The 24534-nt window shown below is 72.2% G+C and carries 25 protein-coding genes; 10 read left to right on the top strand and 15 right to left on the bottom strand.

Translation table 11 applies throughout. The annotated features are described in order from the left end of the window. Positions 1 to 143: 143 nt before the first annotated feature. Positions 144 to 989: a protein phosphatase 2C domain-containing protein gene (locus AB0L89_RS09415; RefSeq protein WP_365136843.1), complete on the bottom strand. Its 846-nt coding sequence runs from the start codon at positions 987 to 989 to the stop codon at positions 144 to 146. 358 nt (positions 990 to 1347) lie between these two features. Here AB0L89_RS09415 and AB0L89_RS09410 point away from each other — a divergent pair, with 358 nt between their 5' ends. The 5 genes from AB0L89_RS09410 to AB0L89_RS09390 are packed head-to-tail and all read left to right on the top strand — an operon-like array spanning position 1348 to position 6999. Next, positions 1348 to 4212, top strand: coding sequence for a nitrate- and nitrite sensing domain-containing protein (locus AB0L89_RS09410; RefSeq protein WP_365136840.1), 2865 nt, complete (start codon positions 1348 to 1350; stop codon positions 4210 to 4212). 8 nt (positions 4213 to 4220) lie between these two features. Next, positions 4221 to 4745, top strand: coding sequence for a roadblock/LC7 domain-containing protein (locus tag AB0L89_RS09405; protein ID WP_365136837.1), 525 nt, complete (start codon positions 4221 to 4223; stop codon positions 4743 to 4745). Further along, the gene (locus tag AB0L89_RS09400) at positions 4742 to 5152 is read left to right on the top strand and encodes a DUF742 domain-containing protein (protein ID WP_069885446.1); all 411 of its coding nucleotides are present in this window, start codon (positions 4742 to 4744) and stop codon (positions 5150 to 5152) included. Before AB0L89_RS09405 ends, AB0L89_RS09400 begins: the two co-directional genes overlap by 4 nt. Beyond that, the gene (locus AB0L89_RS09395; protein ID WP_365136834.1) at positions 5133 to 5750 is read left to right on the top strand and encodes an ATP/GTP-binding protein; all 618 of its coding nucleotides are present in this window, start codon (positions 5133 to 5135) and stop codon (positions 5748 to 5750) included. The genes AB0L89_RS09400 and AB0L89_RS09395 overlap by 20 nt, the downstream gene beginning before the upstream one ends. Before the next feature lie 10 nt (positions 5751 to 5760). Then, positions 5761 to 6999, top strand: coding sequence for a styrene monooxygenase/indole monooxygenase family protein (locus AB0L89_RS09390; protein WP_365136831.1), 1239 nt, complete (start codon positions 5761 to 5763; stop codon positions 6997 to 6999). Here the strand turns inward: AB0L89_RS09390 and AB0L89_RS09385 are convergent. The 4 genes from AB0L89_RS09385 to AB0L89_RS09370 all read right to left on the bottom strand — a co-directional run bounded on the left by AB0L89_RS09385 (position 6969) and on the right by AB0L89_RS09370 (position 10418). Continuing rightward, on the bottom strand, positions 6969 to 8135 hold the full coding sequence (locus tag AB0L89_RS09385; protein WP_365136828.1) for a C40 family peptidase: 1167 nt from the start codon (positions 8133 to 8135) through the stop codon (positions 6969 to 6971). The two genes, AB0L89_RS09390 and AB0L89_RS09385, sit on opposite strands and share 31 nt — an antisense overlap. A gap of 224 nt (positions 8136 to 8359) precedes the next feature. Next, complete coding sequence (locus AB0L89_RS09380) at positions 8360 to 8632, bottom strand: hypothetical protein (protein ID WP_365136825.1); 273 nt, start codon at positions 8630 to 8632, stop codon at positions 8360 to 8362. Positions 8633 to 8671: 39 nt separating this feature from the next. Then, positions 8672 to 9397: a TetR/AcrR family transcriptional regulator gene (locus AB0L89_RS09375; RefSeq protein WP_365136822.1), complete on the bottom strand. Its 726-nt coding sequence runs from the start codon at positions 9395 to 9397 to the stop codon at positions 8672 to 8674. A gap of 82 nt (positions 9398 to 9479) precedes the next feature. Then, positions 9480 to 10418 carry a diiron oxygenase gene (locus tag AB0L89_RS09370; protein WP_365136819.1) on the bottom strand — a complete coding sequence of 313 codons (939 nt, stop codon included), beginning with the start codon at positions 10416 to 10418 and terminating at the stop codon, positions 9480 to 9482. 125 nt (positions 10419 to 10543) lie between these two features. On the opposite strand from AB0L89_RS09370, the gene AB0L89_RS09365 reads away from it, so the two are divergent. Further along, positions 10544 to 11650, top strand: coding sequence for a ferritin-like domain-containing protein (locus tag AB0L89_RS09365; RefSeq protein ID WP_365136816.1), 1107 nt, complete (start codon positions 10544 to 10546; stop codon positions 11648 to 11650). Positions 11651 to 11659: 9 nt separating this feature from the next. On the opposite strand, the gene AB0L89_RS09360 is transcribed toward AB0L89_RS09365, so the two are convergent. From AB0L89_RS09360 to AB0L89_RS09330, 7 genes are all read right to left on the bottom strand, one after another. Continuing rightward, a complete protein-coding gene (locus tag AB0L89_RS09360) occupies positions 11660 to 13120 on the bottom strand; it encodes a penicillin-binding transpeptidase domain-containing protein (protein ID WP_365136813.1) in 1461 nt (486 codons plus the stop codon). Further along, a complete protein-coding gene (locus tag AB0L89_RS09355) occupies positions 13117 to 14505 on the bottom strand; it encodes an FtsW/RodA/SpoVE family cell cycle protein (RefSeq protein WP_365136810.1) in 1389 nt (462 codons plus the stop codon). Before AB0L89_RS09355 ends, AB0L89_RS09360 begins: the two co-directional genes overlap by 4 nt. Positions 14506 to 14563: 58 nt before the next feature. Beyond that, positions 14564 to 14914 carry an SH3 domain-containing protein gene (locus AB0L89_RS09350; protein WP_365136807.1) on the bottom strand — a complete coding sequence of 117 codons (351 nt, stop codon included), beginning with the start codon at positions 14912 to 14914 and terminating at the stop codon, positions 14564 to 14566. Between the two features lie 159 nt (positions 14915 to 15073). Beyond that, the gene (locus tag AB0L89_RS09345) at positions 15074 to 16381 is read right to left on the bottom strand and encodes an ATP-binding protein (protein ID WP_365136804.1); all 1308 of its coding nucleotides are present in this window, start codon (positions 16379 to 16381) and stop codon (positions 15074 to 15076) included. Beyond that, the gene (locus AB0L89_RS09340; protein ID WP_365136801.1) at positions 16378 to 17109 is read right to left on the bottom strand and encodes a hypothetical protein; all 732 of its coding nucleotides are present in this window, start codon (positions 17107 to 17109) and stop codon (positions 16378 to 16380) included. Before AB0L89_RS09340 ends, AB0L89_RS09345 begins: the two co-directional genes overlap by 4 nt. Positions 17110 to 17160: 51 nt before the next feature. Next, a complete protein-coding gene (locus tag AB0L89_RS09335) occupies positions 17161 to 17817 on the bottom strand; it encodes a class F sortase (protein ID WP_365136798.1) in 657 nt (218 codons plus the stop codon). 87 nt (positions 17818 to 17904) lie between these two features. Then, positions 17905 to 18528, bottom strand: a complete 624-nt coding sequence (locus tag AB0L89_RS09330) for a hypothetical protein (protein ID WP_365136795.1) — start codon at positions 18526 to 18528, stop codon at positions 17905 to 17907. A gap of 264 nt (positions 18529 to 18792) precedes the next feature. Between AB0L89_RS09330 and AB0L89_RS09325 the strand changes: the two genes are divergently transcribed. Beyond that, positions 18793 to 19602 (top strand): nuclease-related domain-containing protein, encoded by an 810-nt coding sequence (locus tag AB0L89_RS09325; RefSeq protein ID WP_365136792.1) that lies wholly within the window; start codon positions 18793 to 18795, stop codon positions 19600 to 19602. Positions 19603 to 19653: 51 nt separating this feature from the next. On the opposite strand, the gene AB0L89_RS09320 is transcribed toward AB0L89_RS09325, so the two are convergent. Both AB0L89_RS09320 and AB0L89_RS09315 read right to left on the bottom strand, forming a co-directional pair. Next, positions 19654 to 20082 carry a nuclear transport factor 2 family protein gene (locus AB0L89_RS09320; RefSeq protein WP_365136789.1) on the bottom strand — a complete coding sequence of 143 codons (429 nt, stop codon included), beginning with the start codon at positions 20080 to 20082 and terminating at the stop codon, positions 19654 to 19656. Between the two features lie 162 nt (positions 20083 to 20244). After that, complete coding sequence (locus AB0L89_RS09315; RefSeq protein WP_365136786.1) at positions 20245 to 20580, bottom strand: ArsR family transcriptional regulator; 336 nt, start codon at positions 20578 to 20580, stop codon at positions 20245 to 20247. Between the two features lie 170 nt (positions 20581 to 20750). Here AB0L89_RS09315 and AB0L89_RS09310 point away from each other — a divergent pair, with 170 nt between their 5' ends. Beyond that, a complete protein-coding gene (locus AB0L89_RS09310) occupies positions 20751 to 21893 on the top strand; it encodes an FAD-dependent monooxygenase (protein ID WP_365136783.1) in 1143 nt (380 codons plus the stop codon). A 50-nt stretch (positions 21894 to 21943) separates the two neighbouring features. On the opposite strand, the gene ligD is transcribed toward AB0L89_RS09310, so the two are convergent. Continuing rightward, entirely contained in the window at positions 21944 to 22840 is an 897-nt protein-coding gene (gene ligD, locus AB0L89_RS09305; RefSeq protein WP_365136780.1) for a non-homologous end-joining DNA ligase, read from the bottom strand. Between the two features lie 65 nt (positions 22841 to 22905). Here ligD and AB0L89_RS09300 point away from each other — a divergent pair, with 65 nt between their 5' ends. Next, complete coding sequence (locus AB0L89_RS09300) at positions 22906 to 24024, top strand: Ku protein (protein ID WP_365136777.1); 1119 nt, start codon at positions 22906 to 22908, stop codon at positions 24022 to 24024. 285 nt (positions 24025 to 24309) lie between these two features. Continuing rightward, positions 24310 to 24516 (top strand): MbtH family protein, encoded by a 207-nt coding sequence (locus tag AB0L89_RS09295; protein WP_365136774.1) that lies wholly within the window; start codon positions 24310 to 24312, stop codon positions 24514 to 24516. The last annotated feature ends 18 nt before the right edge of the window (positions 24517 to 24534 follow it).

The raw sequence follows: 24534 nt of genomic DNA, 5'->3' as shown, positions 1-24534 counted from the left end.
GAGAACGGGATTTCAACAGTGAATTCCTTATCTCTGCCTCAGTTGAAATGATCCGGAGATCATGAGGAGAGAGGGGGTGAAACCGGAGAGAGGGGAATTCGCTCCCCTTTTCCTCTCCGCCGCCCGCCGCGCCGAAACGCCGCTCACCACTGCGCGTACACGACCGCCGCGTCGTCGTGCCGCTTCCCGCGCGGGAAGGCCATGCGGTCGGGGTCGGCGAGCTCCAACTCCCGTACGCGGTCCACCAGGTGCTGCGGCCCCTCCTTGCGCAGCAGCGCGAAGCACTCCGCCCAGTCGCCCTCGCGGAACGTCTCCACCCAGCGTCCGGCGCCGTCGGTGAGCGCCGCCACCGCCGCGACGTCCGCCCGCGGGCGCTCGCCGGTGACCGCGCGCCCGGCCGAGGCGGGGTCGGCGGCGGCGGTGAAGAAGCCGTCCTCCGCGTTGCGCAGCGCCTCGACCGCCGCCGCGTACGCACGGCCCGCCACGTCCCGCTCGGCCGAGCCGCGCGGCAGGGCGCGCACCTGGTCGCGCAGGGCCCGCACGGCGGGCGGCAGTTCGGCCAGGCGCCGGTCGAGGACGGCGGTCACCTCGCCGTCCGGCGCCGCCATGAGGAGCGCCGAGTCGGACAGGACCAGATGCTCGACGCGCTCCGCGTCCCACCGCACGAGGACCACCGTCGCCTGAGGCGTACGCGGGTGAGAAAGGTCACAGGTTGAACGATGGGCGTCGGCGGTACGCGCGATGGCGGCCGCCAGAACCTCAGTGAGCGTCATATCCCGTCGTGAAACGGACAGTTCGCCCAGTGCTCCGCCGAGCCGCGCGGTGAACCAGGGGACGGAATGCAGACAGCCCACCGTCCCTTCCGGCGGGGTCACGCCGTCCAGGACGACGAGCGATCCGCCCTGTCCGGACGCGGGAAGCGCGACCGACGCGTAGTCCTCGTTGGGGCGTGCGGGGTCTCCGGGCTCGATGGCGAGTTCGATGCGCATCCGGCCAGTCTGCACGACCCCTTCACAAGGTCCACCAGAAGCCGCAAAGGGGTGGAGGGATGGCTTGTACGGGCGGGTGGCGCGCCGGAATTCGACCGGAATGATCACCTCCGGCGGGGGTGTGGCGGCGCATCCTGCCAAAGCCCGTCGGAGACGTCCAACCGGCGCACCGCATATGCCCCGTGGCCGTAACGTCGGGACTTGCCCGCCAACTCCCCGCCGATGTTCACTCCTTCGGGTGGCCGGGCAGGCGATGCGCGACCGCCACTCAACGGCACTGGAAGGGTCGGGAGCCGTACCGGGGGAGCGCTCGCGTTGACAGATCGTCACCCGGGCCCAAGGGCAGACGAAAACAAGAATGCGAGCACCGGTGCAGAAGATGCCGCCTCGGCGCAAAGGCAAGCAGTCGGCTCCGGAGGGGACCGCGCCGGGCGCGACCGCCCCGGCCGAGGGTGCGCCGGACCCCTCCGCGGGCACGGGTGCCACTCCCTCCGCGGACGCGGGCGCCTCCGTCGTTCCCGGGGCGTCGGACGCCTCTGGAGCCTCCGTCGATTCCGGTGCGGCCGGCGGGTCCGGGGCGGCCGCGACGACGCCCCCCGTGCCCAAACCCACCGTCGTCAACAAGCCACCCACCGCCCGGGTCCGCAATCGGCTGATTCTCGCCGTGACGGTCGTGGCCGCCGCCGTGGCCGGCGCGGGCGCCCCCGCCATCGTGGCCGCCTCCGGGCAGCTGAAGGACGCACAGAGTCTGGTGACCCTCGCCGGACAGACCCAGCAGGCGGTCTCCCTCGGTCACTCCCTGGCCGACGAGCGCGACGAGGTCACCTCGTACATCGCCTCGGGGCGCCCCCGGGGCAAGGGGCTGTCGGAGAGCCGCAGCGCCCGCGTGGACCGGCAGATCGAGGAGATCCGCGCCGCCGACGCGCCCGCCGGTCTGCGCAGCGACCTCGCCGAGATCGCCGCCGTGCGCAGAGCCGCGCTCACCGGCAAGAGCACCGCTCTGGAAGCCCATGAGGCGTACACGAAGGTCATCGCCGAACTCCACGGCCTCACCCGCGACCTGGCCGCGCAGCTGCCCCCCGAGGCCAACCAGGGCGCCCTCGCCCTCGCCGACCTCGACCACGCCGTCGAACAGGCCGCCGCCGCCCGCGGCCTCCTCCTCGCCGCCCTCGCCGTGCCCCGCGCCCCCTCGACCACCACCGTCGACCCGGTCACCGGCCTGCCGGCCACCACCGAGGAGTCCCCGGCCGACGCCAAGCGCCGCGACGAGCTCAGCACCGCCGCCCAGCAGGCCCACCTCCGCGAGCTCGCCGCCCTCGCCGACTTCCGCGACGCCGCCAACGACCCCGCCCGCGCCGCGTTCGAGTCGACCGTCACGGGCCCCGAGGTCGCCACCGCGGAGAAGTACCTCGCGCGCCTCACCGACGAGCCCAAGCTCTCCGCCGCCGAGCGGCGCTACGACCCCAAGAAGGTCGACGCCGCGCTCTCCGCCCGCATCGAGACGATGCGCGGCGCCGAGTCCGCGCTCGGCGTCGAGCGCACCAAGCGGCTCGCCCAGCTGCGCGACGACGACGTCACGGCCCTGGAGATCCGCGTCGCCCTCGTCGGCGCCTGCCTGCTGCTCGCCGTCGGCTTCGCCATGGCGACGGCCCGTTCGCTGACCCGGCCGCTCGCCGTGCTGCGCCTCGGCTCGGCCCGCCTGGCCGCCGAGCCCGAGCCCCAGGAGCCGATCCGCTTCACGGGCCGCGACGACGAGTTCGCCCAGGTCGTCCGCTCCGTCAACGCGCTGCACGGCCACGCGGCCGCGCTCACCGAGCGGCTCGGCACCCTCGAATCGGACCGCAAGCACCTCATCGGGCAGCGCCGCTCCATGGCCGAGGAGCGCGAGGCCCTGCGCGCCGAGCTGGCCGAGGCCTCCGCCCACCTGGACCGCGTGCGCCAGTCCATCCACGGCACCTTCGTCAATCTGGCCCTGCGCACGCTGGGTCTGGTGGAGCGCCAGCTCGCGGTCATCGAGAACCTGGAGGACCGCGAGCAGGACCCCGACCGGCTCGCCACGCTCTTCAAGCTCGACCACCTCGCCACGGTCATGCGCCGCCACAGCGAGAACCTCCTGGTCCTCGCCGGTGCCGACCACGGTCATCAGCACCCCGGCGCCGTGCCGCTCGTCGACGTCGTGCGGGCCGCCGTCTCCGAGATCGAGCGGTACGAACGCGTCCGCATCGCCACGCTGCCGCCGCACGCGCACGTGGCGGGCTTCGCCGCGGACGACATCAGCCACCTCACCGCCGAGCTCCTGGAGAACGCCACCTCCTTCTCGCCGCCGGACGCCTCCGTCGAGGTCTCCGGCTGGCTCCTGGAGAACGGCGAGGTCATGCTCTCCGTCCAGGACGAGGGCATCGGTGTCACCCAGGACCGGATGCGGGAGCTCAACGCCCGGCTCGCGGACTTCGACCCCGACGACGCGTACGACCAGGAGAGCGGGGACGGGCTCGGGCTCGGCCTCTACGTCGTGGCGCGGCTCGCCGCGCGGCACGGGGCGCGGGTGCGGCTGCGGGAGCAGAAGCAGGGCGGGGTGGCGGCCGTCGTCGTGCTGCCCACGGGAATCCTGGCGGAGGCTCCGGCGCCCGCTGTCGTCGCGCCTCCTCGGGGCGGGGAGCCCCTCGTCCACCTTCCCGGCTCCGAGGCCGAGGCGAACTCCAATGTCATTCCGGGGCGGTCGGGCGGTGGGGCCGGCGAGGACCCGGACCCCTTGATCGCCGCCGCGGAGCGGACCATGGAGCTCGCCGCGCCGTCGGCCCCGCCCGCCCCGGCACCGCGGGCACCGCGGGACGACGCCCCGGAGCCGGAGCCGGAGCCGGAGCCGAAGCCGGAGCCGGAGTCGGCCCCCGAGCCCGAACCCGAGCACGAAGCCGCTCCGGAGGCCGACTCCGAGGCCGCTCCCGCCAAGTGGGAGCGCGTCACCGACAAGGGCCTGCCCAAGCGGACCCCGAAGATCAGCGCGCCCACGGGGGGCGCGCCGGCGCCGCGGAGCGGGGCCGTGGACGCCGAGGCGCTCCGGCGCCGCCTCGGCGGGTTCCATCAGGGCGCGCAGAGCGGCCGACGGGACGTGGAGGCCGAGCTCGCCACGGGGACGGATCCGGCGAACCCGTCGGAACGTAACGAAAAGAACGCACAAGACGCAGAAGTAATGGGGGACTCAGTCGAGGAGGCAAGCAGTTGACTGCGCCCATGCGCACGCCCGGTTCTTCCGTCGAAACCGCCGCATCCGCCGAAGCCGCAGCACCCGTCGCATTCGGCCTGAGCAGCGAGGCCCGCAACCTGCACTGGCTGCTGACCAACCTCGTGGAGGAGGTGCCGGGGCTGCTCTCCGTCGCGGTGGTCTCCTCCGACGGGCTCCTGCTGCTCTCCTCCGACCCCGGGCGGAACGCCGAGCGGCCCGTGGCCAACCCCGCGGGCCCCAGGGGCTCCAGCGCCGACCTCGCGACCATCGTGTCCGGGCTCGCCTCCCTGACCATCGGCGCCGCCAAGCTGATGGACGGCGGGGCGGTCAAGCAGACCGTGGTCGCGATGGAGGAGGGCAGCCTCTTCGTCATGTCGATCAGCGACGGCTCGCTGCTCGGCGTGCACGCCACGCCGGACTGCGACATGAGCGTCGTCGCGTACCACATGGCGCTCTTCGTGGGCCGCGCCGGACACGTCCTCACCCCCGAACTCCGCAGCGAGCTGCGCCAGTCGATGGAGAGCGCCCGATGAGCAGCAGCAGCCGTACGACGCCGAAGCTGCCGCAGCGGGGCGGGGACCGAAAACCCGCCCGCGTGCGCCCCTACTCGCTGACCGGCGGCCGGACCCGGTTCGGGCACGTGCTGCTCGTCGAGACCTTCGTGGCCGCGCTCGAAGCGCCCGAGGAGCGCCTCGAACTGCCCAAGGGCTCGCTCGCGAAGGTGATGCCGGAGATGCGGGCGATCGTCGAGATCTGCCGCCGCATGCGCACCGTGGCGGAGATCGCCGCGCTCCTGAAGATGCCGCTCGGCGTGGTCCGCGTACTGCTCAGCGACCTCGCCGACCAGGGAAAGATCCGCGTGTACGGAACGGGCCACGGCCCGGGACAGCCTGACCGCGCACTGCTGGAAAGGGTGCTGAGTGGACTCCGCCGTCTCTGAACTCCTCGACAACGAGGATCAGTTGCAGGCCTGGCAGACGGACAGGTCACGTGCCCCGATCGCCACGAAGATCGTGGTGGCGGGCGGTTTCGGCGTCGGCAAGACGACGCTGGTGACCGCCGTCTCCGAGATCACGCCCCTCCAGACGGAGGCGCTGATGACGCAGGCGAGCGCCGACACCGACGACCTGAGCGGGACCCCGGAGAAGACGACCACGACGGTCGCCATGGACTTCGGCCGCATCACGCTCGACGACGACCTGGTCCTGTACCTCTTCGGCACGCCCGGCCAGCAGCGCTTCTGGTTCATGTGGGACGACCTGGTGCGCGGCGCGATCGGTGCCGTCGTGCTCGCCGACACCCGCCGCCTCGCCGACTGCTTCCCCGCGCTCGACTACTTCGAGAGCTGCGGCCTGCCCTACGTCGTCGCGGTCAACCACTTCGACGGCAGCGAGGAGTTCGAGGCGGCGGACGTGCGCGAGGCGCTCACGGTGCCGCCGCACATACCCGTGCTGATCATGGACGCGCGGCGGCGGATCTCGGTCATCGAGTCCCTGCTCGCGCTGGTCGGCCACGCGCTCGACGTCACCCCCGAGTAGAAGGACCCCCATGCGCAGAATTCTTGTCGTCGGAGCCGGCCAGTCCGGGCTCCAGATAGCCCTCGGACTCCAGGCGCAGGGGTACGAGGTCACCCTGATGTCGAACCGCACGGCGGACGAGATCCGGTCCGGCCGGGTCATGTCGACGCAGTGCATGTTCGACACGGCGCTGCAGAACGAGCGCGACATCAAGGCCAACTTCTGGGAGTCGCAGGCCCCCAGGATCGAGGGCGTCGGCGTCTCGGTCGCGGGCCCCGACTCCTCCCGCGTCATCGACTGGGTCGGCAAGCTCGACGGGTACGCCCAGTCCGTCGACCAGCGAGTGAAGATGGCGGGCTGGATGGAGACGTTCGCGCAGCGCGGCGGCCAGCTGGTCATCCACGGCGCGGCGGTCTCCGACCTCGACTACTTCTCGCGCACCTACGACCTCGTGCTCGTCTCGGCGGGCAAGGGCGAGCTGGTCTCGATGTTCGAGCGCGACGCGGCCCGCTCCCCGTTCACCGAGCCGCAGCGCGCCCTGTCGGTGGCGTACGTCCACGGTCTGGGCCCGCGCCCCGAGCACCCCGAGTTCGACGCGGTCCGCTGCAACCTGGTGCCCGGCGTCGGCGAGCTGTTCGTCATGCCGACGCTCACCACCTCCGGCCGCGCCGACATCCTCTTCTGGGAGGGCGTCCCCGGCGGCCCCCTCGACGCCTTCCAGGGCATCAAGGACCCCAGCGAGCACCTGGCGCTGACCCTCGAACTCCTGGAGAAGTTCCTGCCCTGGGAGTACGCGCGCGCCACGAAGGTCGAACTGACCGACGCGGGCGGCACGCTGGCCGGGCGCTACGCCCCCACCGTCCGCAAGCCGATCGGCCGCCTTCCCGGCGGCGGTCTGGTCCTCGGCGTCGCCGACGTGGTCGTCGCCAACGACCCGATCACCGGCCAGGGCTCCAACTCCGCGTCCAAGTGCGCCGCTTCGTACCTCTCCTCCATCGTCGAGCACGGCGACAAGCCGTTCGACGAGGCGTGGATGCAGTCCGCCTTCGACCGCTACTGGGACACCGCGCAGTGGGTCACCAAGTGGACGAACGCGATGCTGGGCGCCCCGCCGGAGCACGTCCTGAACATCCTCGGCGCGGCGGGCCAGTTGCAGCCGGTGGCGGACCGGTTCGCCAACGGCTTCAACGACCCGGCCGACTTCGAGAACTACTTCTACGACCCGGAGAAGGCCGCCGCCTACCTGGAGTCGGTCGCCCCCGGCGCCTGATCGCCGCCGAATCCGAGGTCGCTGCCGTCGGTGGCGCCCTCGGGCAGCTTCGGCGGGACGTACCCCTGCACGGCCCGGCCCCCGGGGTCGGGCCGCACCGCCCCGAGGACCGGGTTCGCCGCGATCGGCGACACCTTCACGCGGGAGCCGGGGCGGGGCGCCTGGACGACCTTGCCGTCGCCCAGGTACAGCGCCACGTGCGTGGCCTTGGGGAAGTAGACGACGAGGTCGCCGGGGCGCAGCTCGGAGAGCGGGATGCGGCGCAGCCCGGCCCACTGCTCCTGGCTGGTGCGGGGGATGGTCCGGCCGGCGTGCGCCCAGGCCCGCGAGGTGAGCCCCGAGCAGTCGAACGCGTCCGGGCCCTCCGCGCCCCACTCGTACGGCCGCCCGATCTGCCGCACCGCGTAGTCGAGGGCCGCGCCGCCCTGGCGTGACGGGGCCCGCGTGCCGGGGGCGCCGCCGAGCGCGCCGGAGTCCATGAACTGCCGCTGGGCCTCGGCGGCCCCGGCCTCCTCGGCCTGCCGCAGCGCGACGAGCTGGTCGACGGTGAGCGAGGAGAGCAGCTCCTCGACCTCCTTGAGCTGTCCGTCGACCGTGTCGCGCTGCTTCTTCTGGCGGGCGGCGAGGGCGACGTGGGCGTCCAGTGCCTTCTTCGCCGCCCCGGCCAGTTCGTCGGCCTTCTTCTCGCCGCCGACCAGCCGTTCGACGGTGGCGGCGCGCCCGGCGGCCACCCGCCGGATCACGTGTCCCTGGTCGGCGGCGTGCTGCGGATCGCGGGCGAGCAGCAGCCGTACGTAGGGGGAGAGCTCGGAGGTGCCCTGGTACTGCTGGCGGGCGAAGCGGCCCGCGTCGCCGCGGCTCTCGCGCACGGACGCGCGCGCCTTCGCCAGCTTCCGGCCCAGGTCCGCGGCCGTGGCGCGCTGCTTCGTCAGCTTCTCCTCGGTCGCGTTGTACGTCTCCGCCGCCTCTTCGGCCGACTGGTAGAGGCGCCGCAGATCGGTGAGCAGCTCGGAGACGGGGCGCTCGCCGGGTGCGGGTGGTGCGGGGGCGGGTCCGGCACCGGCCGGGGGAGCGGCGCCGAGCAGTGAACCGACCACGGCCCCCGTGCACACCCACCGCAGCAGCGTTCCTGACACCTCATCACCTCCGGTGCGGGGTGGGCCCTCCACCTCGCACCGCGAGCATCCGGCCGGGGCGCGGGCCCCGCCTCCGGGCGCTGGGCGGTTGGCGCAATGGGGTCACTCGTCCAGGGCGCGACGGGCGCGGTGAGTTGCGGCCGCGCCCGCGGGTGCTCTCCCGCGGGTGCCGCGTGGTTGCCCGCGCGGTTCCCCGTGCCACTACGGGGCACTGGCCGGAGCGCTCAGGCCTTGTCCGGCTTCGACCACGGCCACTTCAGGCCGCTGCCCTTGTCGCCCGTCTCGTCGTACTCGTACCGCCACTTCGGGCTGAGCGACAGGCGCCTGGTGGGGTCCGCCGCCACCCGGCGGTAGACCAGGACCGTCGGCTCGCCGCCCGCGTCGTCGGGGACGGGGACGCGGTACACCTTCGGCGGGTGCCCGGTCGGGCCGAGCAGGACCGGGAGCACACGGCCGTCCAGGGGGCCGCCGACAAAGGGGGTGTCTTCGCTCTTCACGCCCCCAGTGTCACACCCGCGCCGACCGCGCCCCGCGCGTCACAGCAGATGGGCCGCGTCGCTCACCACGGGCAGCACCCGGCGCGCCAGATCGCCGACGGGCCCGTCCGGCGTCTCCAGGGTCAGCGCCCACCGCACGACGTCCGCCGTCTGCGGATCGCGCCCCGCCGTCGCCACGAGCACCGCCATGAACTGCTCCACGAGCATGTCCCGCAGCTCGTCCAGGGGCGGCTGCTTGTCCTCGTCGAGCCAGATCAGCGAGGCCGCCTCGACCGCCGTGATCCACATCCGCACGGTCATCCGGAGCCGGGGGCCGGGCTCCGGCACGTCGAGGTGGCTGAGGATGTGCTGGGCGGCGGCCCGGCGCACGCCGTCCACGATGGCGGTCGTCCGCGAGGTCTCCACCACGCTGCCGCCCTGGAGCAGCGCGCTGAACCCCGTGTCGTGCTCGTCGACGAAGGCCAGATAGCGGTCGAGGGCCCGCGAGAGCCGCCGGGTGAGCGGGCCGTCCGGCGGCTCGGCGAAGCACTGCTCCAGCTCGTCGGCGGCGGACCGCAGCGCGGCCTCGTACAACTGCTGCTTCCCGCCGGGGAAGTAGCGGTACACGAGGGGCCGCGAGACCCCGGCGGCCTCCGCGACGTCGTCGAGGTTGACCTCCTCGGGCGCGCGGTGCGCGAAGAGGGTCAGCGCGGACTCCAGGAGCTGCCGCCGCCGCGCCTCGACGCTGAGGCGGCGGTACGCGGGCGTGGTGGCGGGCGAGGTCATGCTCGCAGCGTAACTCGGGGTGCGTCCCCTCAGGGGCGGGAGGAACCGCGCGATCAGCCACATGCGGCCCCCGCCGCGCGGCTCAGGCCAGCAGCCCCGAGGACCGCCAGAGCCGTCGTCCGACCCCTCGCATCACGCCGATGTCGTCCAGGAAGTCCGTCAGCCGCTTCGCCCCGGTCTGCATGACCTCCCTGCGGTGCCCGCTCGCCTTCACCTGCGCCACCGCCTCCCGGCGGTCGAGGCCGACGTTCGTGTAGACCTCGGGGTTCACGAAGGCGATGGAGAAGACGCGCGCGGCCTCCCCGCAGCTGAGGCGGGTGAGCTGCCGCTCCCAGGCCGGCGCGGTCACCATCTGGCGCCGCAACTCCTCGCGGGCGTACCGGACATGGCGCGCCTCCTCGACCACGTGGATGCGGGTCACCCCGCGGACGAGGGTCTGGACGCGCTCGTCCGGGAAGGTCAGCCGCTGCATCCAGTCGAGGATCTCCTCGCCGAGCAGCGTGCAGGCGAAGGAGCCGGGGGTGGTGGAGACGGTCTTCAGGACGCGCGCGAGGTTGTGGTTGAGGCGCGTGACGGGGTACGTCGGCGCCCCGCCCTTCTGGATCATCCGCGCGAACATCATCGAGTGCCGGCACTCGTCGGCGATCTCGGTGAGCGCGTAGCGCACATGGGCGCTGGTCACCGACTTGTCGTAGATGTGCCGGACGAGGAGCTGCATCAGGATGATCTCGAACCAGATGCCGAGCGAGGCGAGCGAGGCGGCTTCGTGCCGGGCGAGGTCGAACCTCTGCTCCTCCGACATCCGCTTCCACATCGGGGTGTCGTAGAGGGAGACGAGCTCCGGCGGCCAGAACCACTTGCCCTCCTCGACCGGGGCCTCCCAGTCGAGCTCCTCGTCGGGGTCGAAGGAGTGCTTGGCGGAGGATTCCAGGAGCCGCAGGGCCACCTGCTCGCGGTCCTTGAGCAGACCGAGCGCGTCCCGCAGGCCGTCGAGCGAAGCGTCGTGCGTCACGGTCGTCATGGCTGTCCCTGCCTCGTCGCGGGTTACCGGCGGTCACCACTTATGAGACTGCTTGTCAGCAAGGCCGTCAATCCCTTGCGCACGACTTGTTGACCCCTTGTCCAACGCCGTGTGAGCCTGCCGTCATGTCGACTCAGGAGCTCTACACCAGTCCACCCGGAGATCCCAACTGGCAGGTGCCGTCGACCGGTTCGGCCCGTTTCAGCTGGGAGTACGACGAAGGGCGCGAGCGTCTCCTCGCCCTCTACCAGAAGGGCAAGGACAAGCAGTGGGACGGTGCCACGCGCATCGACTGGGACCTGGAGGTCGACCCGCTCGACCCCCTGGGCACCCCCGACGAGTCGCTGTCGCTGTACGGCACGCCCCACTGGGCGAAGATGACCGGGAAGGACAAGGGGGAGCTGCGCAAGCACTACGCGTCCTGGCAGTTCAGCCAGTTCCTCCACGGCGAGCAGGGCGCGATGGTGTGCGCCGCCCGCATCGTCGAGTCCGTCCCCGACCTGGACGCCAAGTTCTACTCCGCGACCCAGACCATGGACGAGGCGCGCCACGCGGAGATCTACGGCCGCTTCCTGCACGACAAGATCGGGATGCTCTACCCGATCAACGACAACCTCCAGGCGCTGCTCGGCGACACGCTGCGCGACTCCCGCTGGGACATGCCCTACCTCGGCATGCAGGTCCTCATCGAGGGCCTCGCGCTCGCCGCCTTCGGCATGATCCGCGACACCACGGACAAGCCGCTGCCCAAGCAGATCCTCGCCTACGTCATGCAGGACGAGGCCCGGCACGTGGCCTTCGGCCGGATGGCGCTGCGCGACTACTACAAGCAGCTCACGGACGCCGAACTGCGCGAGCGCGAGGAGTTCGTCATCGAGGGCTGCTACCTGATGCGCGACCGGCTGCGCGGGGTGGAGGTCCTGGAGAACTTCGGCATCCCCAAGAAGCAGGCCGAGGAGTACAGCGAGCAGTCCGAGTTCCTCGCCCTCTTCCGGCAGCTGCTCTTCTCCCGCATCGTCCCGTGCGTCAAGGACATCGGCCTGTGGGGCAAGCGCCTCCAGGAGGCCTACGTCGACATGGGCGTCTTCGAGATGGGCAACGCCAACCTCGACCAGCTCATGGCCCAGGACGAGGAGATCGCCGAGAAGCTGGACGCGGAGCGCTTCGCGGCCGAGGAGCAGGAGCGCGTGGCGGAGGTGAGGGACGCGATCGCGTCCGGCGGCTCGGACTGACGCCGCCGGTCAACGGGTGCTGATCGCCGCCTCCATCACGGCCTTCGCGATCGGCGCCGCGCTGCCGCCGCCGCTGATGTCGCCGCGGTCCGCCGCCGCGTCCTCCACCACCACCGCGACGGCCACCGAGGGCTCCGGGTCGCCCTCGGCCTGCGCCCAGGAGATGAACCAGGCGTACGGCGTGCCGGTGTTGTCGACGCCGTGCTGGGCGGTGCCCGTCTTGCCGCCGACCGTGACGCCGGGGATCGCCGCGTTCGTGCCGGTGCCCTCCTCGACGACGTCCGTCATCATCTCCCGCAGCTGCACCGCCGTGCCCGGGTTCATCGCCTGGCGCAGGGACCTGGACCCGGTGGTGTCGACCACGTCGCCGTCGTCCGTGGTCGTCCGGTCCACCAGGTAGGGGGACTTGACCGAGCCGCCGCCCGCGACGGCCGCCGAGACCATCGCCATCTGCAGCGGCGTCGCCCGCGTGTCGTACTGCCCGATGGCGGAGAGCGCGAGCTGCGCCTTGTCCATGGACGTGTCGAAGTTGCTGGCGGAGACGGACGAGGGGATCCGCAGGCCGCTGTCGTTGAAGCCGAAGTTCCCGGCCGTGTCCACCATGCCGCTCAGGCCCGTGTCGACGCCGAGCTTGGCGAAGAAGGTGTTGCAGGACCACTCGAAGGCGTAGCGCAGGCTCGCGTTCGTGCAGCCGTCGACCTCGTTGGTCAGCTGCGTGGTCGTGCCGGGGAGCGTGTACGGGCTGGGCGACCTGGTCGGCGCGTCGAGGTCCGTCACCACGCCTTCGTCCAGCGCCGCGGCGGCCGTGACCACCTTGAACGTCGAACCGGGCGGGTACGTCTGGCGGATCGCGCGGTTCAGCATCGGCTTGGCGGCGCTGCCGTTGAGCTCCGCCCAGGAGTCCGCGACCGCCCGGCCGGTGCCGGAGAGCCGTTCCGGGTCGTACGAAGGGGTGCTGACCAGCGCGAGGATCTTCCCGGTCGACGGTTCGATCGCGGCGACCGCGCCCTTCTTGCCGCCGAGGCCCGTGTACGCGGCCTGCTGCACCGGCGCCTTGATGGTGGTCTCGACCTTTCCGCCGGGGTTCTGAGCGCGGGTGATGTCGTTCCACAGGGGGAGCGGGGCGAGCATCGGGTCGGTGCCGGAGAGGATGTCGTCCTCGGCGTTCTCCAGGAAGGTCGTGCCGTACACCTGCGAGGCGAAGCCCGTCACGGGCGCGTACAACGGCCCGTTCTTGTACGTGCGTTCGTAGCGGAGCTGCTCACCGGTGTCCTTGGAGCCGGTGACCGCGCGGCCGTCGACCATGATGTCGCCGCGCGGCTGGTCGAAGCGGACGATGGCCTTGCGGCGGTTGGCCGGGTTGTCGTCGAGGGAGTCGGACTGGACGACCTGGACGCGGGTGGCGTTGACCAGCAGGGCCAGCAGCAGCAGCGCGCAGAACGCGGCGGCGTGCCGGATGTACCGCGTCACGCGATCCCCTCCTCGGCCGGCCCCGGCTGGCTGCGCGCCGAGTCGCTGATCCGGATCAGCAGCGCCACGATGATCCAGTTGGTGACGACGGACGAGCCGCCCTGCGCGAGGAACGGCATCGCCATGCCGGTCAGCGGGATGAGCCCCATGACGCCGCCGGCGATCACGAAGACCTGGAGGGCGACGATCGAGGCGAGCCCGATCGCGAGGAGCCGCCCGAAGGGGTCGCGCAGGGCGAGACCGGCGCGGTAGCCGCGCTCCACGAGCAGCGCGTAGAGCAGGAAGATCGCGCAGAGCCCGGTGAGCCCCAGCTCCTCGCCCGCCGTCGCCAGGATGAAGTCGGACTTCGCGGCGAAGCCGATGAGGATGGAGTGCCCGAGCCCGAGCCCGGTGCCGAGCATCCCGCCGGCCGCGAACGCGAAGAGGGACTGGGCGAGTTGGTTGGGTCCCCGGCCCGCCTCGATGGACGCGAAGGGGTGCAGCCAGTCCTCCACCCGGCTGTGCACGTGCGGTTCCAGCGAGCCGACCGCGAACGCGCCGAGCCCGGCGAGCAGCAGGCCGACCGCGATCCAGCCGGTGCGGCCCGTGGCGACGTACAGCAGGATCACGAACAGCCCGAAGAAGAGCAGCGAGGTGCCGAGGTCGCGCTCCAGGACGAGCACGCCGACGCTCAGCAGCCAGATCGCCACCAGGGGGCCGAGGACGCGGCCGGTGGGCAGTTGGAGGCGCTTGACGCGCCACAGGGTGCGGCCGGTGTACGCGAGCGCGGTGCGGTTGGCCGCGAGGTAGCTGGCGAAGAAGACCGCCAGCAGGATCTTCGCGAACTCGCCGGGCTGGATGGAGAAGCCGCCGATCCTGATCCAGATCCGGGCGCCGTTCACGGCGGGGAAGAAGATCGGCACGATCATCAGGACGAGCGCGGCGACGACGGAGAGGTACGCGTAGCGCTGGAGCACGCGGTGGTCGCGCAGGAAGAGGACGACGGCGATGAACAGGCCCACGCCGATGGTCGACCAGATCAGCTGGGTGGGCGCGGCCTCGTCGCTCGGGGTCTCCAGGTCGAGCCGGTAGATGAGCACCAGGCCCAGGCCGTTGAGGAGGACCGCGATGGGCAGGAGCAGCGGATCGGCGTACGGCGCCCGGAAGCGGACGACCAGGTGCGCGACGAGCGCGAGCACGCCGAGCCCGGCGCCGTATCCGGCGGCGCCGGGCGGAACGGTGCCGTTCTTGGCGAGCCCGACGTCGCAGTAGCCGTACACGGAGAGCAGCACGGCCACGACGAGCAGGGCGAGTTCGGTGCCACGGCGCCGGGGGACGCGGACCGCGGGGATCGCCGGGCGTGCGGGGCCCGCGGGGGGTGCGGGGCCCGCGCTTGTTCCGGTCATGCCGGGAACGTAGCAAGCGACCGGCCCTAAAGTCCGCTTATGTCGTCTATGTCGGTGCTCAGCACCAGCGCGGGGCGGGCCCGATGTTGGCGATGTAGTGCGCGGCGCCCCAGGCCCAGGTCCCGTCGGTGAGCAGGTACCAGAGGTTGTTGCCGCCCACGTGGTCGCCCGTGGTCTTGCAGTAGATGGTGACGACCTTGCCGTAGGGCTCGCTGCGGATCACCTTGCTGCCGCGGGTCGGTGCGTCGCGGAGCAGGAGTCCGGTCTTGGCGGTGACGCGGCCCTTGTAGACGGGCGGGTGGTTGTTGGCGTCGTCCAGGGCGGCGGCGGGACCGGCGGCGGCGAGCGCGGTGAGGGCGCCGCCGGCGGCGAGTATGCCGAGCCGGGTGACGGTGGTCCGCGGGGACATGGGGCCTCCTCGGGGGAAGGGCGGGTCGAGCGGCTTCTGGCGGATGCTCAAAAGCCGCACCTCACACTAAAAGCGGCATGATGCGCGCGCAAAGGCGCCCCGAAAGGGCGCGGGGAACCGCGCGAGCCACCACGAGGCATCCGCGGACGGCCACGCGGCCTAGCGCGGCTCGCCCCCGTCGCCGCCCTCCGCGGCCTCCTCGAAGGGCAGTTCCAGCGTCGCCACGGCCCCGCCGTCCCCCGCGTTGGCGAACGTCAGCCGCGCCCCCAGAACAGCCGCCTGCCCCAGGGCGATGGTCAGCCCGAGACCGTGCCCCTTGGTCGTGCCCTCCGTGCGGAACCGCTGGGGCCCGTGCTCCACGAGGTAGTCGGGGTACCCGTCCCCGTGGTCCCGCACGGTGACCACGGGCCCGTCGACGGTCACGAGCACCGGCACCCGCCCGTGCTTGTGCGCGTTGGCGACGAGATTGCCCAGCACCCGCTCCAGGCGGCGCCGGTCCGTCTCCACGCACACGTCGCGCACGACGGCGAGCTCCGTGCCCGCCCCGGAAGAACGCACGACGCGCTCCGCCAGTGGAGCGAGGTGGTGGGCGTCGAGGTCCACCCGCTCGCTCTTCGCGTCGAGCCGGGAGATCTCCAGGAGGTCCTCGGTCAGCGTGCGCAGCGCGGCGACCCGGTCGCGCACCAGCTCGGTCGGCCGGCCCGGCGGCAGCAGCTCGGCCGCCGCGTGCAGCCCGGTCAGCGGGGTGCGCAGCTCGTGCGCCACGTCCGCGGTGAACCGCTGCTCGCTCAGCAGCTTGCCCTGGAGCGTCGACGCCATGGTGTCCAGGGCGCCGGCGACCGCCGCGACCTCGTCCTGATGGCGCGGCGTACCCTTGGCGGACGGCCCCGAGTGCGGGTCGTCGACGCGGGCGTCCAGGTCGCCCGCGCTGATCTTCCGCGCCACCTGCGCCGTGGTGTGCAGGCGCCGGGTCACGCGCGTCACGGCGAACGCGCCGACCAGCAGCGTCGCCCCGATCGCGAGCACCGAGGAGCCGAGGATCGCCCGGTCGAGCCCGTCGATGGTGCGGGCGCCCTGGGCGTAGTCGACCCGCACGGCGATGGCCTTGCCCCCGTCGGCGGGGCCCGCCGCCCACATCGTCGGCCGGGACTCGTGGTTCGCGACCATCGTGCCGCGCTGCCCGTTCGCCGCGAGGTCCCGCAGGCCCGACGGCAGGCCCGCCGGGTCGACGCCCGCGTCGGGGCCGAGCCGGTCGCCCGCCTCGTACCGCTCGGTGACCTCCTCCAGGTGGGACAGGGCGCGCTCGCGCGCCTGGCCCACGGTCTGGTTGGTCACCGAGACGTGCACGAGCGCGCCGAGCAGCGCGGCGAGCGCACAGCACATGACGGTGATGAAGACGGCCGCCTTCCAGGTGAGCGTGGCCGTCCAGGCGGGCAGCCGCGGCCCGCGCGGCCCCCGGCGGCTCATCGCCCGCCGCCCGACGAGGAGGGGGCGGGCGAGGGGTGCGGCGACGTGGGACGGGACTTCTTCGCGGAGCGAATGATCTCGTCGCTGGTCGGCAGCATCGCCTTCTGGTGCGCGTCCCAGGACCAGACCGTGTGGTACTCGTACCCGGGCAGGCTGGAGACGGCGCGGATGATCAGGTCGCGCCCGGCCAGCTCGACGCCGAGCACGGCGTCGCTCATCTCCATGATCTGCGTCAGCTGCCGGTCCTCCTCGGCATAGACGCGGATGTCGAGGTTGTCGTCGGGCGTGGAGACGCCGACGATCAGGTCGTCCCTGCCGTCGCCGGTCAGATCGCGGTAGTACGCCTGGAGGACCGGGCAGGTCCCCTTCTTGCCGGAGTCGTCGCCCGCGCAGTCCTTCAGTCGCTCGACGGTCTTCTGGTACGCCGAGTCAGAGGGCTCGTACGTCCCCGGGTTCTCCTCGAAGTCCGCGCGCACGACGTCGACCGGGTCCACCTTGTGCAGATCGCCGCCGGGCACGGCCACGCCCGTGACCTTCACGGCCTCTATGGCGCCGTAGTCCTCGGCGGGCGCGGACGGCGGCGGCCGGTCGGGCCACAGCCGCGTCGGCCCCTCGGCGGTCGGCGTCGCGCCGGCGCTCCGCAGGCCGCCGGGGTCGCCGCAGCCGCCCGCCAGCAGTGCGGCGAAGGCGACGAAGGCAGCGGCGAGCGCGAGGCGGCTGCGGTTCACTGCACTCCTGCCTGCCGCGGGGCGCGGCCTGTCGTGGCACCAGGCCTGCTGTTACGACACCAGGTCGGCGAAAAGGATGATGTTGTCCGAGCGGTGACCGTCCACGATCGGCCCGCCGCAGGTCAGCAGGCGCAGTTCGGGTCGGTCGGTCGCCCCGTACACCTTATTGGTGGGGAAGTCCTTCTTGTCGACCTGCTGGATCTCGCGCACCTTGAACGTCGCCGTGCTCCCGTCCGCGCGCGGTACCTCGATGGTGCCACCGACCTTGATCTTCGCGACGTTCCTCATCAGCGCCGGGCCGTTCGCGGTGTCGTAGTGCGCGACGAGCACGGCGGGTCCCTTCTCGCCGGGCGTGACCCCGCCGGTCCACCAGCCGGGCTCGTCGGCCTTGTCCGCCGGCGGCACCTGGAGCTCCTGGTCCGCGCCCACGCTCAGGTGGAGCATCGACCGGGCGTCGACGCCCGCCGAGGGAATGCGCAGACCGGTCGGCTCGGACGCCTTCAGCGGGGCGACGGCCTGCTTGGCCTGCGCGGTGGCGGCGTTGTGCACCTTCACGTCGGGGGCCGGGTCGCCCTTGCCGCCCTGGCCGCAGGCGATCAGGCCGATGCCCAGGGTCGCGAGGAGGGCCGCGGACGCGGCGATGCGGGTGGTGTGGCGGCGCCGGGCGGCGGGGGTCTCGACGGGCTCGTAGTCGGTGGGGGTGCTCACGAGGACTCCTGGGAGAGAAGGGACGGCAGGGGGTGGCCGCCGGACGGAGGGGGAGCCGTCCGGCGGCCTGGGGGAGGGGGACGGGGGTCAGGAGTCCGTGCGGCCGCGGCGCAGCATCGCGAAGCCGAGCCCCGCGGCACCGGCCGCCGCCATGCCGCCGCCGGCCACCAGGAACGCCGGGTCGCCGGCGCCGTGCACGTCCTCGGCGCCGGCCTTGACGCCGCCCTTGGGCGTGACGGTCTTGTCGCCGGTGCGGTGCTGCTGCTTCTGGTCGTTCTTCGGCTGCGGGGTGACCTTCTGGTCCTGCTTGCCGGTGTCCTTCTTGTCCTTGCCGTTCAGGTACGTGATGCCGATGTGCCCGTTGGAGGAGTACAGCTCGTAGCGCACGCCGTCCGCGGTGACCGTCGGGTGCGTGGAGGAGAGAGTGGCGATCTGCTTGCCCTTGACGGAGATCGTCGCGACGTACGCGCCACCGCGGTTCTGGATCTTGGCCTTCGCGCCGTTGCCGAGGGTGACCTCGTAGACCTCGGCCTGCTGCGTCGGCTTCTGCGACGGGGTGCCGGTGGTGTCCGGGGTCTGGGTCCGTGAGGCCGTCGGCTCGGGCGCCGGTGAGTCGGCGAAGGCGCCCGCGGCCGGTATGAGCAGGGCTCCGCCGACGAGGGTGGAGACGGCGGCGGTGCGGAGGAGGGTGTGGCGGCGGTGGGTGCTCACGGGACGTTCCTTACCTTCGGTCGGCTGGTCACTCCGGTGGGATCGGGTGGACAGCTACGAAGTTAGATGTCCGCCGTTGCGGCAATTCGGCAGCTATGTAACAGCGCGCCATAGCTGTGCAGGCGGTGCCGTTACGGGACCGGAGGGACGTCACGGCCGGACCGTCCGGAGTCGGCGCAAAGACGCCCCAACTTCCGCCCGGCGCGGACGGGTTCTTGCCCCGGGCGCACAGGGGCTGTTCCCATGGTCGGGGGGTGATGCGGCATGACCGGACTGCGCGTCGTACCGGCTTGGCGGCACGGGCAGGAGCGGTTGTACGTGTATCAGGCCGACGGCAGGAGCGTGGCCTGGTACGACCGTGAGTCGTCCCGCGTCAATCTGCTCAGCGAGGACCGCGAGGCGGATGTCCTCGACGTCCTCGCGCCCTTCCTGACCGGCCAGGTCGCGGTGGGTCCGCCGCCGGTGCCCACCCCCGCCGAGCTGGCCCGCCTCGCGCTGCACCCGGACGACGACCTCGCCCCGAACCGCCCCGGCGAGGCCCTGCACATCGCCCTGGAGCGCGACCCCGTGCCCGCCCGCAGGCTGCGCTCCGATCCCCGGCACCGGGCCCTCGCCGCCGAGCAGACGGTCGGCGACGCCCTGGACGCCCTGGAGGGCGCGGGCTGGCGCGTGCTGCACTCCGTGCCGCTGCCCGGCGAGGCCCGCATCCACCATCTGCTGATCGGCCCCGGCGGGCTGTTCTGCGTGGGCACCCTCGCCGTCCGCAAGCAGCGGGTGCGCATCGCCGACCCGATGGTCACCGTCGGCCGGGGCGAGCCGGTGCCGCTGCTGCGCACGATCCGCTCCGACGCGGGCCGCGCCTCCTTCGCGCTGACCGCCGAGGTCCGTCCCGTCCTGGTCCTGGTGGGGACGGGGGCGGCGGACCTGGACGTGGCGGCGCCGCCACGCGACGTGCGGGTGCTGCGCGAGGGCGAACTGCCGGCGCTGGCCCGCCTCGGCGGCGTACTGAAACCGGCCGATGTGGAGGCCCTGCACGCCCTGGCGAGGGACCGTCACACCTGGCGCAGGGTCTGACGGCGGGCCGCAACCGGGGCCGGGGGCGGCCCGCCGTCGGACCGGCCGGGGCTACAGGTTGTCGCCCCAGCCGCCCTGGATCATGGTCTGGAAGGCCCAGGAGCCGCCGCGCCTGATCAGGATGTCGGCGTAGCGCAGCTGCTGCGTCTCGCCGTTCGCCGTCATCACCGAGTCGGTGAAGACGACGGCCATGGCGGGGGAGAGGAAGACGGGCGTCCGCGTGGACTCGAAGGTGATGTCCTCGCTCCCGTCGCCCATCACGTGGGTCATGGTCCCCACGTACTGCTCCCGGTCCCACTGGGCCGCCCGCCCGTCGCCCGCGGAGTCGTCGCTGACCAGGTTGAGCGGGAAGACGGCCAGGTCGGCCATGCGCTCCACGTCGCGCTTCGCGCTGTGGGCGTCGTACGCGGCGAACCAGGCGTCCAGGCTCGCGCGGTCCTCGTCGGTCGGGACGTATCCGGTCTCGGGAAGAAGGGTCACGCGGTCTCCTCTGCGGTGCTGCGGTTAATCAAGTTTGACTACTAATGGAGAAGGTATGCCGCGAAGTCCGGCTAGTCAAACTTGATTAACGGTGATGCCGGTCACAGGGCCACGCGGACCGGCGCGTCGCCGGCCGGGGTGAACGCTTGTGCCCGCCCGTGCTCAGTGAGGAGCGGTGTCGCCCGGAGGCTCTGCTTCCAGGAGGGCGAGCAGCCCGGGGAATCTCTGCTCGATGTCCGTGCGTCGCAGGCGGACGCCCTTGCGGTTGCCGTAGTCGATCTCGTCGATGAGGCCTGCCTCGCGCAGGACGCGGAAGTGGTGGGTCTGCGTCTGCTTCGAGATCGGAAGATCGAACGAGTTGCAGCCCCGCTCGCTGTCGCCACGGTCGGCGGCCAGCTGCGTCAGCACCGAACGGCGGTGCTCGTCGGCGAGGGCGCGGAACACCGCACCCAGATCGAGCGCGTCGGCCTCCGGCCCTGCCAGGTTCTTCCCGGTCACGCGGCACCCCCTTCAGGTACGACTTGAATCGTACCTGAGCGATGTGCTCCACTGAGGTACGAAAATTTTCGTACCTGGGTCGATGGCGCTGCCCCGTGCCGCCGCGCCCTGGGGCCCGGCCCCGGCACTCGCCGGGGACCCGGCCATCGACACTCCAAGAGGTCATCGTCATGAAGAAGCCCGAGGTGCTGATCGTCGGTGCCGGAATCGCGGGGCCCGCACTCGCGTACTGGCTCTCCCGGAACGGCTACCGGCCGACGGTCGTCGAACATGCCCGGCAACTGCGCTCCGGTGGCAGCGCGATCGTCGTGAAGGGGCCCGCGATCCCGGTCGCCGACCGCATGGGGATCCTCCCGCGGCTCCGCGGGCTCGCCACCCGCAATCGGTCACTGACCCTGCTCGACCCCGACGGCAGGCGCATCCTGCAGCGCCCGCTCACCTCGGACAAGGCGCCGACGGTCGAGGTGACCCGAGCCGACCTGTCCGAGGTGCTCCACCGGTCGGCGCGGACCGAGGCGGAGTTCTTGTTCGACGACACGGTCACCGCTCTCGACCAGGACGGAGGCGGGGTCGACGTCACCTTCCGGCGGTCCGCGCCACGGCGCTTCGACCTGGTGGTCGGTGCCGACGGGATGCACTCCACCGTGCGGCGCCTGGTCTTCGGGCCCGAGCGGCAGTTCGCGGGCGACCTGGGCCTGTACGGCGCGACCGTGCCGCTGGAACCCGACGCCGTCGAGGACCCGAGCGAGATGACGATGCTGACGGTGCCGAACCGGATGCTGGTCGTCCACCCCTCGCGGACCACTCCGCTCGCGATCTTCACCTTCCGCGCCGCACGGGCGGCGCCCCACGACCGCAAGAACATCGCCCTGCACAAGCAGACCGTGGCCGACGCCTACGCCGACGTGCGGTGGCGGGCACCGGAACTCGTGGCGGCGTACCTCGACCACCCGGCTCCGTACTTCGACCCCCTGACCACCATCCGGGTGCCCTCGTGGTCCCGCGGGCGGGTCGTCCTGCTCGGGGACGCGGCGGCGGCGACAGCCCTACTGGGGGACGGGTCCAGCATGGCGATGGCGGGCGCGTACGCCCTCGCGGAAGAGCTCGCCGCCCATCCCGGTGACCACGCCCGCGCCTTCGCCGCCTACGAGTCGCGGCTCCGCCGTGAGGTGGGTCCGCGGCAGCGGCGCGTCGGTCCGCTCTCCAGGCTCATGGTGCCCCGCACCCGGTCGGGCCTCGCGGTGCGCAACGCGGTGGGCCGCGCGGTCGGCCGCACGAGCCGGACCGCCTCGCGCGAAACCGCGAACCGGTAGAGCGGGGCTGCCCCGTCCGACGAGCCCGGCCCGCACCGGCCGGGGCAGGCTCACCGGCCGGCCCGGGAGGGCAGGGGCCGGGCGCGGTTGAGGTTGATGAGGGGGCCCAGCAGGTCGCCGTGGCGCCGCAGCCGGGGCGCGATGTCGGCGGCCGTGAAGACCAGCTGCTCCGGCTCCGCGCAGGCCTCGACCTCCGCCCAGGTCACGGGCGTGGAGACGGTCGGCTCGGGGCGGGCGCGCAGGGTGTAGGGGGTGGCCGTGGTCTTCGCGGCGGCGTTCTGGCTGAAGTCGACGAAGACCTTGCCGGGGCGCAGGCTGCGCGTCATGCGGTGCACGACGAGGTCGGGCCGCTCCCGCTCGGCCTCGACGGCCAGCTCCTTGGCGTACGCCGTGACCCGTTCGGAGGGGGTCGGCTCCAGCGGTACGAGCAGGTGCAGCCCCTTGCTCCCCGACGTCTTGGCGTACACGTGCAGCCCGTCGGCCGTCAGCCGCTCCCGCAGCCACAGCGCCGCCAGGCAGCACTCCACGACGGTGGCGGGCTCGCCCGGGTCCAGGTCGAGCACGAGGCGGTCGGCCTGCCCCGGCGCGTCCGCCTGCCACTGCGGCGTGTGGAACTCGGTGACCAGGTTGGCCGCCCACATCAGCGTGGACAGGTCCTCCACGAGGATCTGGCGGGCGTTCCCCTCGGAGCGCGGCACCTCGGCGGTCCGCACCCACGAGGGTGTGCCCGGCAGCACGTTCTTGGTGAAGAACCGCTGGCCGCCGGGCCCGTCGGGGTAGCGCAGGAAGGAGACGGGCCGGTTGTGGAGGTGGGCGAGGAGGGCGCCGGCCGTGCTCGCGTAGTAGTGCAGCAGCTCGCCCTTGGTGAAGCCGGCCGCCGGGTACAGGACCTTCTCCAGATTGCTGAGCGCGAGCCGCCGCCCCTCCACCTCCGTGATCGGCGTCATACGATGAGAGTCCCACAAATCACCACGAACCGACCGTCCCCCCATCCCAGTGAGAGGTGCCGGACGTGCGATCCATATGGAACGGTGCGATCTCCTTCGGCCTGGTCAGCATCCCGATCAAGCTCGTGAACGCCACCGAGAGCCACTCCATCTCCTTCCGCCAGATCCACACGGAGGACGGCGGCCGCATCCGCTACCGCAAGGTGTGCGAGCTGGAGGACCGCGAGGTGACGTCCGCGGAGATCGGCAAGGGGTACGAGGACGCGGACGGCTCGATCATCCCGATCACGGACGAGGACCTGGCCGCGCTGCCGATCCCGACCGCCAGGACCATCGAGATCGTCGCCTTCGTCCCCGCGGACCGCATCGACCCGCTCCAGATGGACGCCGCCTACTACCTCTCGGCGAACGGCGTCCCCGCCGCCAAGCCGTACACGCTGCTGCGCGAGGCGCTCAAGCGGAGCAAGAAGGTGGCCATCGCCAAGTTCGCGCTGCGGGGCAAGGAGCGGCTCGGGATGCTGCGGGTGGTCGATGACGTCATCGCCATGCACGGGCTGCTGTGGCCGGACGAGATCCGGGCGCCCGAGGGGGTGGCCCCCGACTCCCACGTCACCGTCCGCGACGCCGAACTCGACCTGGCGGACGCCCTGATGGACACCCTGGGCGAGGTCGACATCGCCACCCTCCACGACGACTACCGCGAGGCCGTCGAGGAGATGGTCGCCGCGAAGGTCGCGGGCACCGCCCCGGCGGAGCAGACGCCCGCGGCCGAGGCCGGCGGCGGCAAGCTGATCGACCTGATGGCCGCCCTGGAGAACAGCGTCCGCGCGGCCCGCACGGCGCGCGGCGAGGCTCCCGAGGGCGACGCGGCACAGGACGGGAAGGTGGCGGAGGTGACGCCGCTCCCGGCGCGCGGCGGCCGCGCCAAGAAGGCGTCGGCGCCCGCGCGGAAGTCGGCGCCCGCGCGGAAGTCCGCCCCGGCGACGCCCAAGCAGGTCGGTGGCAAGAAATCGACGTCGTCGGCTTCGTCGTCGGCGTCGTCCGGAACGAAGAAGAAGGCGGCCTCCGCCAAGAAGACGGCGACGAAGACGACCGCGCGGAAGACGGCGGCCAAAAAGACGACGACGCAGAAGAAGACGGCGACCGCCAAGAAGACCACGGCCAAGCGGCGGGCGTCGGCGTGAGCTCCGCGGCGTCCGCCTGAGCCCGGGGGAGGGCGTTCTACACGCCCGGGATTGACACGGAACGGCAAATTGCAAAGCGCGGATGCCGAGGGGCTGGGGATGGTTCCCGGCATGCCCTGGGGCTGGCTTGATAAGACCTCCGAAAGAATTCGGTCAAACCGCACTCTCTCAGCCTTTTGCGCCCTGTGATCAATGTCACAGTCGCTTGATGGAATTAGTCCTTCCGCGCAATGATCCCTGCGGACGCAATGGGATTCTTTGGAATTTCCGGGGGGTTAAAGGTAAATGGCCGGTAATCCATTCGAAGATGATGGTGCGCAGTACCTGGTGCTCGTGAACGAAGAGAATCAGCACTCGCTCTGGCCCGCCGGGACCGACGTCCCGTCCGGCTGGACCGTGGCTCAAGAGGCGAGTTCACGGGCCGATTCCCTGGCTTTTGTCGAACAGAACTGGACGGATCTGCGTCCCGCGAGCCTGATATCAGGCTCCTGACGTGGCCGATCGTCACAG

This window comes from Streptomyces sp. NPDC052114, from assembly GCF_040680155.1.
Taxonomy (GTDB): domain Bacteria; phylum Actinomycetota; class Actinomycetes; order Streptomycetales; family Streptomycetaceae; genus Streptomyces.
The sequence above is the reverse complement of the archived record's forward strand: the minus strand, read 5'-3'. Positions and strand labels throughout refer to the sequence as shown.

Coding starts and splice junctions, on each gene's coding strand:
- AB0L89_RS09370 (WP_365136819.1), bottom strand. CDS start 10,418: ATGACGACCGTGACGCACGACGCTTCGCTCGACGGCCTGCGGGACGCG.
- AB0L89_RS09410 (WP_365136840.1), top strand. CDS start 1,348: ATGCGAGCACCGGTGCAGAAGATGCCGCCTCGGCGCAAAGGCAAGCAG.
- AB0L89_RS09405 (WP_365136837.1), top strand. CDS start 4,221: ATGCGCACGCCCGGTTCTTCCGTCGAAACCGCCGCATCCGCCGAAGCC.
- AB0L89_RS09400 (WP_069885446.1), top strand. CDS start 4,742: ATGAGCAGCAGCAGCCGTACGACGCCGAAGCTGCCGCAGCGGGGCGGG.
- ligD (WP_365136780.1), bottom strand. CDS start 22,840: ATGACGCCGATCACGGAGGTGGAGGGGCGGCGGCTCGCGCTCAGCAAT.
- AB0L89_RS09325 (WP_365136792.1), top strand. CDS start 18,793: ATGACCGGACTGCGCGTCGTACCGGCTTGGCGGCACGGGCAGGAGCGG.
- AB0L89_RS09365 (WP_365136816.1), top strand. CDS start 10,544: ATGTCGACTCAGGAGCTCTACACCAGTCCACCCGGAGATCCCAACTGG.
- AB0L89_RS09350 (WP_365136807.1), bottom strand. CDS start 14,914: ATGTCCCCGCGGACCACCGTCACCCGGCTCGGCATACTCGCCGCCGGC.
- AB0L89_RS09355 (WP_365136810.1), bottom strand. CDS start 14,505: ATGACCGGAACAAGCGCGGGCCCCGCACCCCCCGCGGGCCCCGCACGC.
- AB0L89_RS09390 (WP_365136831.1), top strand. CDS start 5,761: ATGCGCAGAATTCTTGTCGTCGGAGCCGGCCAGTCCGGGCTCCAGATA.
- AB0L89_RS09295 (WP_365136774.1), top strand. CDS start 24,310: ATGGCCGGTAATCCATTCGAAGATGATGGTGCGCAGTACCTGGTGCTC.
- AB0L89_RS09375 (WP_365136822.1), bottom strand. CDS start 9,397: ATGACCTCGCCCGCCACCACGCCCGCGTACCGCCGCCTCAGCGTCGAG.
- AB0L89_RS09310 (WP_365136783.1), top strand. CDS start 20,751: ATGAAGAAGCCCGAGGTGCTGATCGTCGGTGCCGGAATCGCGGGGCCC.
- AB0L89_RS09415 (WP_365136843.1), bottom strand. CDS start 989: ATGCGCATCGAACTCGCCATCGAGCCCGGAGACCCCGCACGCCCCAAC.
- AB0L89_RS09345 (WP_365136804.1), bottom strand. CDS start 16,381: ATGAGCCGCCGGGGGCCGCGCGGGCCGCGGCTGCCCGCCTGGACGGCC.